This window comes from Novosphingobium olei, assembly GCF_012927405.1.
In the GTDB taxonomy this organism is placed as follows: Bacteria; Pseudomonadota; Alphaproteobacteria; order Sphingomonadales; family Sphingomonadaceae; genus Novosphingobium; species Novosphingobium olei.
Genome location: NZ_JABBGM010000006.1, coordinates 177,569 through 194,927, shown reverse-complemented (window position 1 = coordinate 194,927; position 17,359 = coordinate 177,569). Strand labels below are relative to the sequence as shown.

The window sequence follows — 17,359 nt, the reverse complement described above, 5'->3', positions numbered from 1 at the left end:
CGATGGACGGCAAGCTGGTCTATCGAACGAATCTGCCGGTGCGGATCTGGCACTGGTTCAATGCCTTGAGCGTGTTCGTCATGCTGATGAGCGGGATGATGATCCTCAACGCCCATCCGCGACTCTACTGGGGCAAGTATGGCGCGAACCCGGACAAGGCCTGGCTCGAACTGCCGAAATTCCCCGGCTACGACGATCCATTCCCGCCGTTAGTCACGATCCCCAGCAGCTATGACCTCGCCGCGGCGCGGCAGTGGCACTTCTTCTTCGCGTGGGTGCTGGCGATCGGCATCGTGCTGTTTCTGGTCTATGCGCTGCTATCGCGCCACCTGACGCGGGACTTGTGGCTCAAGCGCGAGGAACGTTCGTTTGGCCACTTGTGGCACGACATCAAGGAACACGCCCGGCTGCGCTTTCCCACCGGCGAGGCGGCGCGCGGCTATAACCCGCTGCAGAAGATCGCCTACCTCGGTGTCGTGCTGGTGTTGATCCCGCTGGTGATCCTGACCGGCCTGACCATGAGCCCGGCGATGAATGCCGCCTTCCCCTTCCTGCTCGACCTGTTCGGCGGGCGGCAGTCTGCGCGCTCGATCCACTTCCTTTGCGCCGCAGGCCTTGCGCTGTTCATCGCGGTGCACCTGCTGATGGTCCTGCTCGCCGGGCCGATCAACGAACTGCGCTCGATGTTGACGGGCTGGTATCGCCTGCCAGAGGAGAAGCGGCCATGACGATCGTCACCCGCCGCAATGCGCTGGTCGGCGGCGCCGGGCTGATGCTGGCGGGGTGCGATCGCATCGTCGCCTCGCCCACGGTCAGGAAGGTGCTGACGCTGGGCGAAAAGGCCACGATGAGCGGGCAGCGTCTCGTAACGGACCGCACCGCGCTGGCGCCCGAGTTCTCCGCAACCGATCTTTCGCCCAACTTCTGCGTTAACGGCACCACCGCCCCCGGCGACGCGGCCTATCAGGCGCACGTGGCACGCGGCTTTGCCGACTGGCGCCTCGTCGTGGATGGAATGGTGGCGCGCCCGCTTTCGCTCAGCCTGGCGCAACTGCAGGCGATGCCGGCGCGCACGCAGATCACCCGCCACGATTGCGTCGAGGGCTGGAGCGCGATCGGCGAATGGACCGGGGTGCCGCTGATGCTGCTGCTCAAGGCGGCGGCGTTATCGTCGAACGCCCGTTACGTGGTGTTCCACTGCGCCGACGATTACCACGGCACGCCCTATTACGAGAGCATCGACCTGGTCGAGGCGTTCCATCCCCAGACGATCCTGGCGCACCACATGAACCGACAACCGCTGTCGGTCGGCCACGGCGCGCCGTTGCGGCTGCGGGTCGAGCGGCAGCTGGGCTACAAGCAGGCGAAGTACGTCATGCGCGTGCAGGCGGTGGCCAGCCTTGCCGGCATCCACGGCGGTGGTGGCGGCTACTGGGAAGACCGTAAGGGCTACCAGTGGTATGCCGGGATCTGAAGTCCCGGCGTAACGTCACACCTTCACGATCTTGAGGTCGATCAGGCTGCGCGCCGTGTCGACGATGGTCTCCTCGACCGGGTGCAGCGTCCAGCCGACGCGCTGCTGGGCATGCGCGGACGTGCCTGCGCGGACTTTGCCGAGTTCGCCGGCGATCTGCTTGAGCGATGGGCTGAACAGAGCCCCGATCTTGACCACGAAGTCCGGCAACCGCCGGGTGGGCACCTTGCGCGCCTCGTGCCCCAAGCGGCGTTTCAGGACCGCGGCGATCTCCGCAAAGGTCAGAAACGGGCCGGTGGCGAGGAAGCGTTCGCCGTTGAGGCCCGGCTGGTTCAGCGCGCGCACGTGCAGGTCCGCAACGTCACGCACGTCGACGATGCCGAAACCGACGTCGGGAAGCGCGGGGATCGCGCCTTCGAGCAGCTGCTTGACCAGTTCGATCGAGGTCGAAAGGTCGCCGTTGGTCACCGGCCCCAGTACGGCGACCGGATTGACCGAAACGTACTCCATCCCTTCGCCCTCCGCGGCGATCCAGTCGCGCGCGGCGCGTTCGGCGACGGTCTTGCTGCGCATGTAGGGGGCGACATTGGGGTTCGAGAGGTCGGTCCAGTCAGCCTCGGTGAAGACCTGGCCCGCAACGTAACGCCCGGCCGGGTGCCCGTAGCCGACTGCGGCGAACGAGGACGTCTGGACGAAGCGCTTCACGCCCGCCTTCTTCGCCGCGCACAGGGCCCGCAGGGCACCATCACGGGCCGGGCCGACGAGTTCCTCGGGATCCTTCGGGACATGCAGCGGGAACGGCGAGGCGACATGTGCAACATGCGTACACCCGGCGGCCGCATCGTCCCACCCGGCGTCCGAAGTCAGGTCCGCGGCGAAAAACCGCAGCGTTTCCTTGGTTCCGCCCAGGACCAGCCGCAATTCGGCTTCGCGCGACAGGCTGCGCACGGTGGTGTGGACGGTCCAGCCGGCATCGAGCAGCTGGCGGATCAGGAAGCCGGCGATGTAGCCGCTGCCTCCGGTGACGAGCACGGTCTGGGTCATTGTCGGACTCCCTTCAGAAGGCGAGCATGATGCGGCGTGCGAGCGCCGGCGAGAGCGAATAGACGCGGCGCAGGAACTTCACCTGCCCGACGTTGGCTTCATCGGCGTTACGTTCCATCGCCCGCACGATCTCGGCAGCGCAGGCCTCGGGCGCGAGCTTCTTCATGGCGAGGTCCGCGGTCATCGCCGTTTCGACCACCGGTGGCAGGACCTCGAGCACGTGAATGCGTGTGGCCTCAAGTTGCTTGCGCAAGGACATGGTGTAGCTGCGCAAGGCGGCTTTGGTGGCGCAATAGATCGCGCTGGCGGTGTTGGGTGCGATGGCGAGGCCAGAGGTAACATTGACGATCATCGCTTCGGGACGGGCCTTGAGCGGTTCGATCAGCCCAGCGATCAGCCGGATCGGGGCATGGACGTTGAGCTGCAGCGTGCGTTCGTCAGCCTGCGCATCGGGTGTCGCGACCCGATAGTCGTGCGGCGTGCCCATACCGGCGTTGTTGACGAGGACGTCGATAGGGCGTCCGGCCACCGCAGCGAGCAGGCCAGTGACGCCTTCGGAGGTGGCGAGATCGGCGGCAAGGACCTCGAAGCCCTCGGCCTGCGCCGCCGCGATCCGTTCGGGCGTGCGTCCCGTAACGACAACCTGCGCGCCTTTTTCGCGCAATTGCCGCGCGAGGCGCAGCCCAATTCCGTCGGTGCCGCCAGTCAGCAGCACGAGTTTTCCGTTGAGATCCAAGCGACCGTCTCCCCCACAAGTGTCGTTGCGAGGGAGACTAACATATAGGTTGCAATGCGCAACCTTATTTGAGGAGGACCAGTTCCTCGGCCATGGAAGGATGCAGGGCGACCGTATCGTCAAACGCGGCCTTGGTCAGCCCGGCCTTTACCGCCACGGCGGCCGCCTGGAGGATTTCGGGCGCCTCAGGACCGATCATGTGGATGCCGAGCACCTTGTCGGTGTTGGCATCGACGACCATCTTGTACAGGCCGCGCTCAGGCCGGTGCCCGAAGACGTTCTTCATCGGGCGGAAGTCCGAGGAATAGACCTTCACGTTGCCGTACCGATTGCGGGCCTGGCCCTCAGTAAGCCCTACGGCCGCAAGTGGCGGCTGCGAGAACACTGCGCTCGGGATGCAGTCGTAGTCGACCTTGCGCTCGATCCCGCCGAACACGCGGTCGGCAAACGCCTGGCCTTCGCGGATGGCGACGGGGGTGAGCTGGACGCGGTCCGTTACGTCACCCACCGCATAGATGCTGTCGCAGCTGGTGCGGTTGTGCTCGTCGACCTTGATCTCGCCGCGCTCGCCAAGCTCCACCCCGGCGTTTTCCAGGCCCAGCCCTTCGACCTTGGGCTTGCGGCCGGTGGCAACGAGGATCACGTCCGCGACGATCGGATCGGGCTGGTTCTTCAGGTAGGCTTCCATGCAGCCGTCCTCGCGCTTCACAACCTTTTCGAACGGGCAGTTGAACTTGTATTCGATGCCGCGTGCCATGGTGATCTGGAGCAGGCGGTCGCGCAGCGTTTCGTCATAGCCGCGCAGGAGCGTCTCGCTTCGGTTGACGACCGTTACGTGACTGCCGAGCGCATTGAAAATCCCCGCGAATTCGAGCGCGATGTAGCCAGCGCCGGCAATAATGACCTTGCGCGGCAGTTCGGGCAGATGGAACACCTCGTTCGACGTGATGCAGTGCTCGGCACCCTCGAAGGTGGGGGTGACGGGCCAGGCGCCGGTGGCGACAAGGATGTATTTCGCCGTGATCTCGCGCCCGCTGTCGGCCAGTTTCACCGAATGCGGGCCGGTGATAGTCGCGCGTTCGAGGAAGCGTTCGACCTTGTTGTTCTCGAGCGTGGAGGTGTACGCGGCGTTGAGCCGGTCGACGTCCTTATTCACCGCATCGCGCAGCGTGGGCCAGTCGAAGTTCATCTTATCGACCGTCCAGCCATAGTTGGCCGCGTCCTGCAGTTCTTCGGCGAAGTGCGAGCCGTAGACCAGCAGCTTCTTGGGCACGCAGCCACGGATCACGCAGGTGCCGCCGACGCGATACTCCTCCGCCACCGCCACGCGTGCGCCGTGCGAGGAAGCGATGCGGCTTGCCCGTACCCCGCCCGAACCCGCGCCGATGACGAAAAGATCGTAGTCGTATTCCTGCTCGGCCATGCAATCCTCCAGTACGTGCGCATATTGTGGGCGCACGTTGCGTTGCCAAGAGCCCCAAAGGCCGATGGCGCCCTGATTCAGCGCTTCTTCTTGGCGATCGTCGCGGTGAAATCGGGGTCCTTGTTCGCCACCCAGTCGACGAACTTGCGCACCGTCGGGTTGGCGAGCAGCTGATCGACGTCCAATCCGGCGCGCTGCAGCTCGGAATTGGTGAAGTTGGCGATCAGGGTCTGCTGGCAGATCCCGTGCATCGGCACGACATCGCGCCCGCCCCGGCTTTTGGGTACGGGGTGGTGCCAGACGATCGTGCTTCCCGTCGGCCGGCCACAGAGCCAGCAGGGCACCGGCGGCGGCGCTTCCTGCTCGGGCTCGTCGTCCGCGTAAGGATCGTATTTGTTCTTGCGGGCCATAACGTTACGCGCCGATGCCGGCTGCGGCGAGCAGCGCCTCGGTCGAAGGATCGAAGCCCTCGCCTCCGCCCGCATCGATCTGCTTGGCGATCGCCTTGCCCAGTTCGACGCCGAACTGGTCGAACGGATTGATTCCCAGCAGCATCGCCGAAACGAAGGTGCGATGCTCGTGGAACGCGATCAGCGCCCCCAGCGTGCCCGGCGTGAGGTCGTCGCACAGGATCGTGGCCGAAGGACGGTTCCCCGGATAGGCCCGCGCGCCATCGTCCGAAGCCTTGCCCGCCATCAGCGCGGCCCCTTGGGCGAAGCAGTTCGACAGCAAAATCTGGTGGTGGAGCGGGTCGAGATCGTGGCCGGGCACCTTCACCGCGAGGAAATCGACCGGGATCAGGTGCGTGCCCTGATGCAGCAGCTGGAACACCGCGTGCTGGGCATCGGTGCCGACGCCGCCCCAGGTGATCGGCGCGGACGGCCGGGTGAGCGGTTCACCTTGTGCCGTAACGCGCTTGCCGTTCGATTCCATCTCGAGCTGCTGGAGATAGTCGGGCAGCAGTGCAAGCCGTTCGTCATAAGCGAAGACCGCGCGGGTCTGGCGACCCTTGGCCTGCGTGTAATAGAGATCAGCAAAGGCCGCGCGCACGACGACGTTGGCATCGTACGGCGCCTCGATGAAGTGCGTGTCGATCGCCGCGGCGCCATCGAGGAATTCGGCGAAGGCATCCCAGCCCAGCGCCAGTGCGACCGGAAATCCTATCGACGACCACAGGGAGTAGCGACCGCCCACCGTCTCGCTGAAGGGCAGGACACGGGTCTCGTCGACGCCCCATTCAACCGCCTTGTCCGGGCTGGCCGTCAGCGCGACGACGCGGCCGTAGGGATCGGAGACTCCACCTTGGCGCAGCCAGTCGAGCGCCGAGTTCGCGTTGGTCATGGTTTCGGTGGTGGTGAAGGTCTTCGACGCCACCGCCACCATGGTCGTGGCGGGATCGCACTGCTTCATCGCCGCTTCAAGCGCGCAGCCGTCGATGTTGGAGACGACGTGGATGGCGACTTTCGCCTCGTCACGGGCAAGCGCGTCGATCGCGAGCGCCGGGCCAAGCGCCGATCCGCCGATGCCGATGTGGATCAGGCTCTTGACCTCTCCCAGCAGGCCTTCGTGGATCGCTTCGACAAGGCCCTTCATCCGGGCGTGAAGCGCCTCGGCCTCGACCACCGCAGTGGGCGCGCCAATGCCGCGCTCGGCGCTGTGCTGGGCGGCTCGGCCTTCGGTGTTGTTGATCGCCTCGCCCGCGAACAGCGCATCGCGCTTGCCATCGAGGTCCATTGCACCCGCGATACGGCCGAGGACATCCTCAACGGCCGGGGTCAGGTGGGTCTTGCTCCAATCGAAGCGAATCGGGCCGCCGGGAATTTCCAGCTCCGAACAGTAGCGGGCAAGCCGGTCCTGCCCCTCGAAGAGCGCGGAAAGGCTTGGCGTTTCGAGGCTTTCGAGCTCGCTCCAGAGCGCTTGTGCCGGGTCCGCCATTCGTCTGATCCTTTCGCAACTGCGATATGCACCGCCTCAATGCCCGCTTGAGCTTCGTCCGCCAAGCACTGCTGTTGGTCGATCGTCCCTGTGCGAAATCGTATTTTGCCAGCACTCGAAGCGCGAAATCCCGCTTGACGTAGGCAAGGCCCCTCCACATGACCGCGACGATGACCGATCAGCCCGAAAATGCCCCCGTCGAAGGGATCGCCGCACCGGCACAGCCGCAAGGCGGCTCAAAAACCCCGAAAACGCGGAACGAGAAGAAGGAGGACAGCTTTCCCGTCTTCCTGATCAAGCTGGTGCTGGTGGTCGCGATCTTCCGCAGCTTCATCTTCTCGCCGTTCAACATCCCGTCCGAATCGATGTTGCCACGGCTTGAGAACGGGGATTATCTGCTCGCTGCCAAGTGGCCATTTGGCTATTCGAGCTACTCCCTGCCGTTCAGCGCGCCGCTGCTGCCCAAGCGCATCTTCGCCAGCCAGCCCAATCGCGGCGACGTGGTGATCTTCAAGGCGCCTCCCGGCAACGACGTCGACTACATCAAGCGCGTGATCGGCCTGCCGGGCGACACGATCCAGATGATCGGCGGCGTGCTCAACATCAACGGCAAGCCGGTGAAGAAGGAAAAGATCGCGGACTTCGTGATCCCGGTTTCGGCCAACACCAACTGCGTCGCCCCCGAATTCGAGGCGCTGGAGCAGGACGGTTCGGCCAGTTGCCACTATCCGCAGTTCCGCGAGACGCTGCCCGAGGGCAAGAGCTACAACGTGCTCGACCTCGGCTATCGCCCGCAGGACGATACGCCGCCCGTCGTGGTGCCTGCAGGCCACCTGTTCCTGATGGGCGATAACCGCGACAATTCGATGGACAGCCGTTTTCCGGCGGTCGAAGGCGCAGGGATCGGCATGGTGCCGCAGGACAACCTGGTCGGTCGTGCAACGATCGTGATGTGGTCGACCGACGGCAGTGCCAACTGGTTCCTGCCGTGGACCTGGTTCACCGCCGCGCGCTGGAACCGGATCGGGGGCACATTCTGAGCAAGGCCCCTGCCCCCGTCCTGACCGACGAGACGGCGCAATTCCTAACCGACCTGACCGGCGCGCCGCTGCAGAACGGTGCGCTGTGGCATGCCGCGCTAACGCACGGTTCGCTGGGCGAAGCTTCGGATTACCAGCGGCTCGAATTCCTGGGCGATCGCGTCCTCGGCCTTGTCATCGCGGATTGGCTTTATGAGACCACCGGGGCTGCCGAGGGCAAGCTGTCGCAGCGGCTCAACGCGCTGGTGGCCCGCGAAACCTGCGCCGACGTAGCGCGCGCCCTTTCCGTCCCGCCCCACATCCGCATGGGCAAGCAGGCGCGTGACGATGGCGGCGCCAACAGCGACAATATCCTTGGCGACGTGATGGAAGCGCTGATCGGCGCGCTCTTCCTCGAACGCGGGTTCGATGCGGCGCGGGCGTTCGTGCGCAAGGCCTGGACCAAGCCGATGGCCGGCGGCACGGGGCAGCGCAAGCACCCCAAGGCGGCGCTGCAGGAATGGGCCGCAGGCAATCGGCGCAAGCCGCCGGTCTACACGCTGGCGAGCCGGGATGGCCCGGACCATGCCGCCGTGTTCACCGTCCGCGTCAGCGTCGGCGGCGTTGGCGAAGCGGAAGCCCGCGGTTCGAGCAAGCAGGAGGCCGAGACGGCCGCCGCGCGGATGTTCATGGAGCGCTTCGGCTGATATAGTCGGGCGCACAGCAAGTCCTCTAAAAGAACGGAATACACGTAACGTGACGGAAAAGTGCGGCCTCGTCGCCGTGATCGGTGCCCCGAATGCGGGCAAGTCGACGCTCGTGAACGCGCTCGTCGGCCAGAAGGTCGCGATCGTCTCGGCCAAGGCCCAGACCACGCGTGCCCGCCTGATGGGCATCGCGCTCGAAGGTGAAACCCAGATCATCCTTGCCGACACGCCCGGCCTGTTCGAGCCCAAGAGGCGGCTCGACCGGGCCATGGTCAACGCGGTTTGGGAAGGCGCGGCCGAGGCCGACGCGATCCTGCTGGTGGTCGATGCCCGAAAGAAGAAGCGCGATTATCTCGAACCGATCCTGTCGAGCCTGAAAGACCGCCCCGAGCGCAAGATCCTCGTGCTCAACAAGGTGGATGCAACGCCCAAGGAACCGTTGCTGGTTGCGGCGGAAGAGCTGGTGCCGCTGGGCAATTTCGACGAAGTGTTCTTCGTTTCGGCGCTGACCAACGACGGCGTGGCGGAACTCAAGACGCGGCTCGCTTCGCTGATGCCGGAAGGTGCCTGGCATTACCCCGAAGACCAGGTGTCCGACGCTTCCGAACGCCTGCTGGCGGCCGAGATCACGCGCGAGCAGATCTATCGCCAGTTGCACGACGAACTGCCCTACGACAGCGCGGTGCGGCCCGAGAGCTATACCCATCGCAACGACGGGTCGGTCGAGATCCACCAGCAGATCGTGATCGCCCGCGACAGCCAGCGCGGGATCGTGCTCGGCAAGGGTGGTTCAAAGCTCAAGTCGATCGGTGAGGCCGCGCGCAAGGAACTGGCTGACCTGCTGGGCCAGAAGGTGCATCTCTTCCTTCACGTGAAGGTCGAGGAAAACTGGGCCGAGAGCAAGGAAATCTACGAAGAGATCGGGCTGGATTGGGTCAAGTGATGCGCAGGGCTCTGTTGCTAGCGAGCTTGCTCGTTACCTCCACGGCCATGGCACGTCCTTCGCCCCTGCATTCCGGTGACCGTTATGTGGCGCTCGGCAGTTCCTACGCGGCAGGGCCAGGCCTTGGCGCGGTGGAAGACGGTGCGCCGCAACGCTGCGGGCACGGGGCAGCGAGCTATTCGCGCGTGCTTGCGAGGATGCTGTCGCTCAACCTGGTCGATGCCAGTTGCAGTGGTTCGACCACCGAACACATCCTTGGGCCGTGGAACGAGATCCCTCCACAGATCGATGCCGTGACTGCGGACACCAAGCTCGTCACGATCACCTCCGGCGGCAATGATGTGGCTTTCGTGACCAATCTTGGCGCAGCGGCCTGTGCGACCATGCCCGTGGACACGCGCCCCACTCGGTGTCCAACCCGCCACACCGTGTCGGAGGCAGACTGGCAGGGCGTGGAGGCACGTTTGCACAAGATTGCACAAGAAGTCCGTCGTCGCGCGCCCGAGGCAAAGCTCGTGTTCGTCGATTACGTTACGGTCGTGGGACGCAAGGCAGGCTGCGCCAGCCTTCCCGGTAGCGCGGACGAGCTTGCCGCCAGCAAGGCGACAGCGCAGCGGCTCGCCGCGTTGACCGCCAAGGTGGCCCGGCGTGAGCACGCGGTATTGATCAGAGCCTCGAAGCTGACTGCCTATCATGCGCCATGCGATGCGCAGCCGTGGAGCGCGGGATTGACGCCGCCTCCAACCGATCAAGGCGTGCCGCTGCACCCCGGTCCGCTGGCACACACCGCCATCGCCCGGGCCATCGCAGCCACTCTTTCCCGGGGGAATTGACGCTCGCGGCGGGGTGCCGCATTTCCTCTGTCGGGAGGCATGGGGAAATGATGGACGATGCGCCTTTGATGCTGGTCGGATCTGGCCTGCTGCTCGCCATGATCGGCAGCTATGGCCTGGGCTCCGTGCTTCATGGCGTGCTGTTGCGGGGGCGTCCGGACACGTCGACGAACGACGAAAGCTACGTCCTGTCAGGCGTTTTCGGGCTGCTGGCGTTGCTGATGGCCTTCGGTTTCAGCCTCGCCATTGGCCGTTACGAAACGCGCCGCGAGTTGGTGACCAGCGAAGCCAACGCGATCAGCACGATGGCAAGCCGGCTGAGCCTGCTCGATGAAGCACAGCGAGCCGCACTGCTGACACCGCTGGCGACCTATGCCCGGGCGCGCGCGCAATCGGGGCTGATCGACGACGATACGCGGTGGGAAAAGGCGGCGCGTGAGGCTGCCCTGCAGTGCGACGGGTTCGGCAAGCGACTGTTCGCGACGCTGCGATCAATGCCACCCGACACGCGCGGGCCATCGCTGACGCAGGCCTACAATGATATGTGCGACGTCGCCACGGCGCGCCATGCGGCGCGCAAGGCGCGGCTTCCCGCCGAAGTGCTGCTCCTTCTGGCGCTCTACTGCTGTGCCGGCGCGACGATGCTCGGCTACACTCTTGCCGGCACCGGCAAGCGGCATCTGCTGGCCTCCGCGATCTTCTTCGCGCTGCTGTCGAGCGCCTTCGTGACCATCCTCGATCTCGACCGACCGCGCGGTGGCGCCATCCTCGTGCCGCAGGAGGAGCTCGAGACTGTCGCACGTTCCATCGCATAGCCGCGAAGGGATAAGCCAGATCCGACGTTAGTTGTCCCGGAAGCCGCGTACGACGGCCGATGGAGCGACTTGATGTCAGATCACCACCGCAGCGCTGCTGCGGTTCTGCGCCTTGCCCCTGCGGAAAGCGTTACCCCTCCCCTTTCGCTGCCATCCTCGATCCGGACGGGCGCGGTGCCCTGGACGCTCGTTTCGGCGGCCCTTTATCTCGGCGTCGCACTGGCCGTCCACTTCGTCCAGCTCGGCAACCCTGTCCTGCATGTAGACGAAGAATTCTACCTGCTGGTCGCGCACCACATGCGCGAGGGCGCGGTGCCGTTCATCGACATCTGGGATCGCAAGCCGCCAGGCCTGTTTCTGCTCTACCGCCTGTTCCTCCTGTTCCCCGGCGACGGGGTGCTGACATACCAGCTGTGCGGGATAGCCGCCTGTTCCGGCACCGCTTTGGTGATCGAGCGTCTGGCGCAGCAGATCGCAGGTCCCGCTTCGGCAAGGCTCGCCGGGCTTGCCTACGTGCTGTTCATGCCGGTTTTCTGCTACGGCATCGGGCAGGCGCCGGTTTTCTACAACCTGCTCGTCGCGCTGGCGGCCGTCTACACATTGCAGGCCTGGCGATCGCAGTCTTCAACGCCGCTGCTGATCAACGGCGCCAAGGCCATGGCGCTGATCGGCCTTGCCATCCAGATCAAGTACACGGTCGTGTTCGAAGGCGCTGGGTTCGGTTTGGCGCTGCTTCTGCGCGGCCATGCGATGCGGATGCCCACCGAGCGCCTGCTGCGGCACGGGCTTGCTTGGTGCAGCCTTGCCCTTGCGCCAACGCTCGCCGTCTTTGCCGCCTATGCCGCCTTCGGCCATGCCGAGCTGTTCCTGCAGAGCAACGTGTTCTCGATCATGCTGCGGCGCGCCGACGGCATGGCTTCGTGGAACCGCCTGGCAAGCGAGATGCTTGCGCTGACGCCATTCTGGATCGCACTCGGCATAGCGGCCCGGACGCAAGTGGCCGACAGCGATGCGCTGAAGCTGCTGCGCTGGTGGGGGGCCTTATCCTTCGCTGCGTTCCTGGCGTTCGGATCGTGGTACGATCATTACTTAACGCCGGTTTTGGTCCCGCTCTGCGTGCTGGCGGCGCCCTCCTTGTCGCTGGCGAGCGTGCGCGGACGCCGCTGGTCGATCGCGATGCTGGGCTTCGGCCTGATCGCCTGCGTCGTGGTGATCGTGGACAACATCCGCCGCCATGGCACGCGCGAACAGGCCGAAACCATCGCCACCGCGATCGATGGCGAGCTTCGTGGCGGCTGCGCATTCGTGTTTGACGGGGAGCCGGCCTTCTACCGCATGGCCAACAGCTGCCTGCCGAGCCGCTACGCTTTCCCTAACCATCTCAACACCTGGACCGAAGCCAAGGCGCTCGACGTCGACCCCAATCTGGAGGTTGCACGGATCATGATGACGCAGCCCGACGTGGTGGTCACGGCGGAATGGTGGCCTTTCTACCTGCCGAACTGGGAGACGCGGGCCATCGTCACCGATTTCCTGCAGCGTGGCTACGAGCGCTACGCCAGCGTCAGGATGGGGACCCATCAATATGGATTGTGGCGGCGCCGGCGGACGTAACGTGACGCCCGCCGCGCTCTAACACGCCCCTAGTCTTCCTTGCTCTTCGTCTTTGCCGGAGCCTTTGCTTTCGCTGCCGCCTTCTTCTTGGGCGCAGCCTTCTTTTCGGCGCCATCCTTGGCCACAGCCTTCTTGGCGGGCGCTTTCTTCTTGCCCTTCGCAGGTCCCTTGGCGGCGCGCGCGTCGATCAGCGCAATCGCTTCTTCGGGCGTGAGTGCCTCGGGCTGCTTGTCGCGCGGCAGGGTCGCATTGGTCGTGCCGTCGGTCACGTAAGGCCCATAGCGCCCCGCCATCAGCTTGATTTCGCCGCCGGAAGTGGGATGCGGGCCGAAAAGCTTGAGCGGCTCGGCTGCGGCACCGCGGGCCGGGCGACCGCCCGCCGCCGCCTCGGCCAGCTTGACGACGGCGGCATTCATGCCCGTTTCGAACACCTCGGCGGTCGATTTCAGCCGCGCATACTTGCCATCATGGGCGAGGTAAGGCCCGTAACGCCCGATGCTGGCGGTGATCGGCTTTCCGCTTTCAGGATGCGGACCAATCTCGCGCGGCAACGACAGAAGCTTCAGCGCCCATTCCAGGTCCAGTTCACCGATGTCCTTGGGAATGGAGGCGCGCTTGGCCTCCTTGCCTTCGCCAAGCTGGATGTAAGGGCCAAAACGTCCGGCGCGCCGCGTGACCTCGAGCCCGCTTTCCGGATCCTTGCCAAGGCCCGCGTCTTCTCCCCCGTCCTCGGCGCCGCCGGGCTGGGCAAACTTGCGCGTGAACTTGCATTCCGGATAGTTCGAACAGGCGACAAAAGCGCCATATTTTCCGCCACGGAGTGCAAGGCGCCCCTCCTGGCACTTGGGGCACAGGCGCGGATCGCTGCCGTCGGCCTTGGGCGGGAACAGATAGTCTTCGAGGAACGTGTCGAGTTCGGCGGTCACCTCGCTCGGCTTCTTCTCCATCACTTCGTCGGACTTCGGCTTGAAGTCGCGCCAGAACGCTTCGAGCACCTTCTTCCAGGCGGCACGCCCGCCCGAAACGTCGTCCAGTTCGTCCTCCATCCCGGCGGTGAACTGGTAGGCGACGTAGCGATCGAAGAAGCGTTCGAGGAAGGCCGTCAGCAGCCGCCCGCTCTCTTCGGCGAAGAAGCGGTTCTTCTCGGTGCGGACATAGTTCCGGTCCTTGAGCACCTGCAGCGTAGCGGCGTAAGTCGACGGGCGACCGATGCCGAGCTCTTCGAGCCGCTTGACGAGGCTTGCTTCCGAATAGCGCGGCGGCGGCTGGGTGAAGTGCTGGCTCGCCTCGACACCGCGCTTCGCCGGCGTGTCACCTGCGGCCATCGCAGGCAGCAGGCCGCTCTCGTCATCATCGGCATCCGCCTTCTGGTCACGCCCTTCCTCGTAGACTGCGAGGAAGCCGGGAAACTTGACGACCTGGCCGGTGGCGCGCAGCTCGTGCTTGCCGGTGCCCTCGCGCAAAGTGACGGTGGTCCGCTCGAGGCTGGCCGAAGCCATCTGGCTCGCCATGGCGCGCTTGTAGATCAGGTCATAGAGCCGTGCCTCGTCCCCCGCACCGTGCCGGTCCTTGCCGAAATCGGTCGGGCGGATAGCTTCATGTGCTTCCTGAGCATTTTTGGCCTTCGTCTCGTAATGACGGGGCTTTTCGGGGAGGTAATGCCCGTCATAGCGATCGCTGATCGCCTTGCGCGCGGCCGAGATCGCGCTCGGGTCCATCTGCACGCCGTCGGTTCGCATGTAGGTGATGGCGCCAGCTTCATACAGCGTCTGAGCCACGCGCATGGTATGGCTGGCGGAAAAACCGAGCTTGCGCGCCGCCTCCTGCTGGAGAGTCGAGGTGGTGAACGGCGGCGACGGATTGCGGCGGGTCGGACGGGTCTCGACATCCTCGACTCGGAACGTCGCGGCCTCGACCACCGCCTTGGCGCGCAAGGCGATGCCTTCTTCACCAAGCGAAAGCCTTTCCAGCTTTTGCCCCTCGAACTTCACAAGCCGTGCGAGGAACTCGGTCCCTCCCTTCTCCATCTTTGCGACGACCGACCAGTACTCCTGCGCGGTGAAGGCCTCGATCTCTCGCTCGCGCTCGACGATCAGGCGCAGCGCCACCGACTGCACACGTCCGGCCGACTTGGCGCCAGGCAGCTTGCGCCACAGCACGGGCGAAAGCGTGAAGCCGAAAAGGTAATCGAGCGCGCGCCGTGCGAGATAGGCATCGATCAGATCCTGATCGAGCTCACGCGGCTTCTTCATCGCATCTGTCACCGCCTGCTTGGTGATCGCGTTGAACGTGACCCGCTCGACTTCTTTCGGGAGTGCGCGACGTTTTCCAAGCAACTCCTTGACGTGCCAAGAAATAGCCTCGCCTTCACGATCAGGGTCGGTGGCGAGGATCAGGCGGTCTGCCTGCTTGGCCGCATCGGTGATCGCCTTCACCCGGGCCTGCTTGTCGCCATAGAGTTCCCAGTCCATCGCGAAGTCCTCGTCCGGGCGGACCGAGCCGTCCTTGACGGGAAGATCACGGATATGACCGTAGGATGCGAGGACCTGGAAACCGGGGCCGAGATACTTCTCGATGGTCTTGGCCTTGGCCGGGGATTCAACGATGACAAGCTGCATGGCGATGAAACTATAACCCTTACACGTATGCGTACGCGCGAGGGTGGGGACCGTGAGCCCTTCCCGTCAACCCGTCTCGTCGATACCCGGCAATGCCGGCGTCACCCGACGGGCGACCACGAACAGGATGGCAAGCAACAGATCGACTGACGCAAAGAAGGCGACAATCGGCAGCACGCGACCTTGCGCGAACAGAACAAGCGCAGGCACGCCGAACACCAGCTTCTCGAAGATCGCCGGGAGCATGAGCGCGCGGTAGCGAACCGGATTTCCGCCAATGATCCAGAACACGGCCTGGAACACGAGCGCGCATCCCACGAAGCCGAGATAAGTTTCAGCCCCCAGCACGGGGAGCGGCACGAGATAGAGTGGCGGCAGGACGATGAAGCCCCAGATCGCCGCACCCCGGAAGATTCTGCGCGCCAGTCGCGTCTGCCCCGCCGCTGCTTCCATGCTGCCTCCCCTCGATATGCGCATCAAGTCACGAAACCGATACGCGGCCACCCGCGTGCCGAACCAACCGGCCAGCCAGTTCCAGCTCGATCAGCGCCATCTGAACCGCACCAGCGCTTGCCCCGCTTTGCCGGACGACTTCGTCCACCGCGACGGGGGCCGCACTCAAGAGGCCGGCGATATCGGCGCTTTCGATCTCCTCGACCTCGGCAAACGGCAAGGATGCCTCTTCGCGGAAGGTCGAGCGTGGCTTGCCGGTGAAGCCGAGCAGCAGTTCCACCACGTCTTCGGGCGTCTGCACAAGCACCGCACCTTCGCGGATCAACTGGTTGCAGCCCTGCGAACGGCTGTCGAGCGGCGAGCCTGGGATGGCCATGACCTCCCGCCCAGCTTCGGCGGCGAGCCGCGCTGTGATCAGCGAGCCTGACTTCGGGGCCGCTTCGACCACCAGCGTACCTGTGGCCAAACCCGCGATGATCCGGTTGCGCCATGGGAAGTGCCGAGCGAGCGGCTCGGTGCCGGGCGGCATTTCGGCTATGAGCAGGCCACGCGTCGCCACCTCTTCCTGCAAGGCCGTGTTCTCGGGCGGATAGGTGATGTCGAGCCCGCTCGCGATCACGCCCACCGTTCCGCCCCCTTGCGCCATTCCGGCAAGGGCACCGGTATGGGCGGCGCTGTCGATGCCGCGGGCAAGACCGGAAACCACCGCATAGCCCGCCTCGGCAAGGGCGGTCGCAAACTGGCGGGCAAGCTTTACGGCGCCGGCAGTGGCATTGCGGGCCCCGACGATCGCAACCGAGGGCCGATCCAACAAGGCACCATCGCCCCGCACGGTCAGGATCGGCGGCGGGCTTTCGAGTTCGCACAGCGCCGCGGGGTAGCCCGGCATGTCGTGGAACAGATAGCGCGCGCCGAGCCTGCGGACCGCGGCAATCTCGTCCTCAATCTTGGTGACGGCCGCCGGCTGATAGGGCTTACCGCCGCGACCGATCAGGTCAGGCAATGCCGCAAGGGCTTCGGCCGCTGTGCCGAAGCGGCGAAGCAGCTGGGCGTAGCTGACAGGGCCTACGTTGGGCGAGCGGAGCAGGCGGATGCGGGCGAAGGCTTCGTCGCGCGTCAAGACCGCTCCCTCACCGCTCATCCGCGATCGGCCGACTTGCTGCCGCCGATCTTCGGCTCGGTTCCTGCCCTCAGACGGGCGATGTTGGCGCGGTGGAGGAAAACCACGAGCAGGGCGATCGCCGCAAGCACCAGCGCATACTCCTGGTATCCCAACACTGCCGCGGCGATCGGCGCTGCAATCGCCGCGCTGAGCCCGCCCACCGAGGAAATGCGCGTGATGGCGAGCATCCCGAGCCAGACGACCGCATAGGCGAGCCCGATCGGCCATGCGAGGCCGAGGGAGACGCCCATCGTCGTCGCAACGCCCTTGCCGCCCTTGAACTTCAGCCATAGCGGGAAGCAATGCCCCAGCACCGCGCCAAGCGCGGCCAAAGCCTCGTCCCCGGGCCAGAAGCGGCGCGCCAGTTCCACGGCAAGAAGCCCCTTGCCCATGTCGAGCAGCAAGGTCGCCGCAGCAATGCCCTTGCGCCCGGTACGCAGCACGTTTGTTGCGCCGATATTGCCCGAGCCGATGGCGCGAAGATCGCCTGCTCCGGTAAGGCCGGTGAGGATGAGGCCGAACGGCACAGAGCCGAGGAAGTAGCCGAGAGCGAGAGCAAAAACCTGTTCCACCCCGGCCTCAT

General features: G+C 65.2%; 17 protein-coding genes. 8 read left to right on the top strand and 9 right to left on the bottom strand.

Going from position 1 to position 17,359, the window contains the following annotated elements:
- The first annotated feature begins 2 nt into the window (after positions 1-2).
- Positions 3-728, top strand: a complete 726-nt coding sequence (locus HHL27_RS14655; protein WP_169494189.1) for a cytochrome b/b6 domain-containing protein — start codon at positions 3-5, stop codon at positions 726-728.
- A complete protein-coding gene (locus HHL27_RS14650) occupies positions 725-1,474 on the top strand; it encodes a molybdopterin-dependent oxidoreductase (RefSeq protein ID WP_169494188.1) in 750 nt (249 codons plus the stop codon). Before HHL27_RS14655 ends, HHL27_RS14650 begins: the two co-directional genes overlap by 4 nt.
- A gap of 15 nt (positions 1,475-1,489) precedes the next feature.
- On the opposite strand, the gene HHL27_RS14645 is transcribed toward HHL27_RS14650, so the two are convergent.
- The 5 genes from HHL27_RS14645 to pgi form a co-directional block, all read right to left on the bottom strand.
- Positions 1,490-2,518 (bottom strand): SDR family oxidoreductase, encoded by a 1,029-nt coding sequence (locus HHL27_RS14645; protein ID WP_169494187.1) that lies wholly within the window; start codon positions 2,516-2,518, stop codon positions 1,490-1,492.
- Positions 2,519-2,531: 13 nt separating this feature from the next.
- On the bottom strand, positions 2,532-3,254 hold the full coding sequence (locus tag HHL27_RS14640; RefSeq protein WP_169494186.1) for an SDR family oxidoreductase: 723 nt from the start codon (positions 3,252-3,254) through the stop codon (positions 2,532-2,534).
- A 64-nt stretch (positions 3,255-3,318) separates the two neighbouring features.
- Positions 3,319-4,677: a glutathione-disulfide reductase gene (gene gorA / locus HHL27_RS14635; protein WP_169494185.1), complete on the bottom strand. Its 1,359-nt coding sequence runs from the start codon at positions 4,675-4,677 to the stop codon at positions 3,319-3,321.
- Positions 4,678-4,754: 77 nt separating this feature from the next.
- The gene (locus HHL27_RS14630) at positions 4,755-5,087 is read right to left on the bottom strand and encodes a hypothetical protein (protein WP_169494184.1); all 333 of its coding nucleotides are present in this window, start codon (positions 5,085-5,087) and stop codon (positions 4,755-4,757) included.
- 4 nt (positions 5,088-5,091) lie between these two features.
- On the bottom strand, positions 5,092-6,612 hold the full coding sequence (gene pgi, locus HHL27_RS14625) for a glucose-6-phosphate isomerase (RefSeq protein WP_169494183.1): 1,521 nt from the start codon (positions 6,610-6,612) through the stop codon (positions 5,092-5,094).
- Positions 6,613-6,770: 158 nt separating this feature from the next.
- Between pgi and lepB the strand changes: the two genes are divergently transcribed.
- The 6 genes from lepB to HHL27_RS14595 all read left to right on the top strand — a co-directional run bounded on the left by lepB (position 6,771) and on the right by HHL27_RS14595 (position 12,543).
- Positions 6,771-7,652: a signal peptidase I gene (gene lepB, locus HHL27_RS14620; RefSeq protein WP_169494182.1), complete on the top strand. Its 882-nt coding sequence runs from the start codon at positions 6,771-6,773 to the stop codon at positions 7,650-7,652.
- 20 nt (positions 7,653-7,672) lie between these two features.
- Positions 7,673-8,338: a ribonuclease III gene (gene rnc / locus HHL27_RS14615; RefSeq protein WP_420874068.1), complete on the top strand. Its 666-nt coding sequence runs from the start codon at positions 7,673-7,675 to the stop codon at positions 8,336-8,338.
- A gap of 49 nt (positions 8,339-8,387) precedes the next feature.
- Positions 8,388-9,281 (top strand): GTPase Era, encoded by an 894-nt coding sequence (era, locus tag HHL27_RS14610; RefSeq protein WP_169494180.1) that lies wholly within the window; start codon positions 8,388-8,390, stop codon positions 9,279-9,281.
- Positions 9,281-10,114: an SGNH/GDSL hydrolase family protein gene (locus HHL27_RS14605; RefSeq protein WP_169494179.1), complete on the top strand. Its 834-nt coding sequence runs from the start codon at positions 9,281-9,283 to the stop codon at positions 10,112-10,114. The genes era and HHL27_RS14605 overlap by 1 nt, the downstream gene beginning before the upstream one ends.
- 50 nt (positions 10,115-10,164) lie before the next feature.
- Complete coding sequence (locus HHL27_RS14600; protein ID WP_169494178.1) at positions 10,165-10,929, top strand: bestrophin-like domain; 765 nt, start codon at positions 10,165-10,167, stop codon at positions 10,927-10,929.
- A gap of 72 nt (positions 10,930-11,001) precedes the next feature.
- Positions 11,002-12,543: an ArnT family glycosyltransferase gene (locus tag HHL27_RS14595; RefSeq protein ID WP_169494177.1), complete on the top strand. Its 1,542-nt coding sequence runs from the start codon at positions 11,002-11,004 to the stop codon at positions 12,541-12,543.
- Between the two features lie 29 nt (positions 12,544-12,572).
- On the opposite strand, the gene topA is transcribed toward HHL27_RS14595, so the two are convergent.
- The 4 genes from topA to plsY form a co-directional block, all read right to left on the bottom strand.
- Positions 12,573-15,161 (bottom strand): type I DNA topoisomerase, encoded by a 2,589-nt coding sequence (topA, locus tag HHL27_RS14590; protein ID WP_169494176.1) that lies wholly within the window; start codon positions 15,159-15,161, stop codon positions 12,573-12,575.
- Positions 15,162-15,227: 66 nt separating this feature from the next.
- The gene (locus tag HHL27_RS14585; protein ID WP_169494175.1) at positions 15,228-15,614 is read right to left on the bottom strand and encodes a hypothetical protein; all 387 of its coding nucleotides are present in this window, start codon (positions 15,612-15,614) and stop codon (positions 15,228-15,230) included.
- Positions 15,615-15,642: 28 nt separating this feature from the next.
- Positions 15,643-16,755 carry a DNA-processing protein DprA gene (gene dprA, locus HHL27_RS14580; RefSeq protein WP_169494174.1) on the bottom strand — a complete coding sequence of 371 codons (1,113 nt, stop codon included), beginning with the start codon at positions 16,753-16,755 and terminating at the stop codon, positions 15,643-15,645.
- Complete coding sequence (plsY, locus tag HHL27_RS14575; RefSeq protein ID WP_169494173.1) at positions 16,752-17,348, bottom strand: glycerol-3-phosphate 1-O-acyltransferase PlsY; 597 nt, start codon at positions 17,346-17,348, stop codon at positions 16,752-16,754. The genes dprA and plsY overlap by 4 nt, the downstream gene beginning before the upstream one ends.
- Positions 17,349-17,359: the final 11 nt, after the last annotated feature.

Coding starts and splice junctions, on each gene's coding strand:
- HHL27_RS14655 (WP_169494189.1), top strand. CDS start 3: ATGGACGGCAAGCTGGTCTATCGAACGAATCTGCCGGTGCGGATCTGG.
- HHL27_RS14650 (WP_169494188.1), top strand. CDS start 725: ATGACGATCGTCACCCGCCGCAATGCGCTGGTCGGCGGCGCCGGGCTG.
- HHL27_RS14645 (WP_169494187.1), bottom strand. CDS start 2,518: ATGACCCAGACCGTGCTCGTCACCGGAGGCAGCGGCTACATCGCCGGC.
- gorA (WP_169494185.1), bottom strand. CDS start 4,677: ATGGCCGAGCAGGAATACGACTACGATCTTTTCGTCATCGGCGCGGGT.
- HHL27_RS14630 (WP_169494184.1), bottom strand. CDS start 5,087: ATGGCCCGCAAGAACAAATACGATCCTTACGCGGACGACGAGCCCGAG.
- pgi (WP_169494183.1), bottom strand. CDS start 6,612: ATGGCGGACCCGGCACAAGCGCTCTGGAGCGAGCTCGAAAGCCTCGAA.
- lepB (WP_169494182.1), top strand. CDS start 6,771: ATGACCGCGACGATGACCGATCAGCCCGAAAATGCCCCCGTCGAAGGG.
- HHL27_RS14605 (WP_169494179.1), top strand. CDS start 9,281: ATGCGCAGGGCTCTGTTGCTAGCGAGCTTGCTCGTTACCTCCACGGCC.
- HHL27_RS14600 (WP_169494178.1), top strand. CDS start 10,165: ATGGACGATGCGCCTTTGATGCTGGTCGGATCTGGCCTGCTGCTCGCC.
- HHL27_RS14595 (WP_169494177.1), top strand. CDS start 11,002: ATGTCAGATCACCACCGCAGCGCTGCTGCGGTTCTGCGCCTTGCCCCT.
- topA (WP_169494176.1), bottom strand. CDS start 15,161: ATGCAGCTTGTCATCGTTGAATCCCCGGCCAAGGCCAAGACCATCGAG.
- HHL27_RS14585 (WP_169494175.1), bottom strand. CDS start 15,614: ATGGAAGCAGCGGCGGGGCAGACGCGACTGGCGCGCAGAATCTTCCGG.
- dprA (WP_169494174.1), bottom strand. CDS start 16,755: ATGAGCGGTGAGGGAGCGGTCTTGACGCGCGACGAAGCCTTCGCCCGC.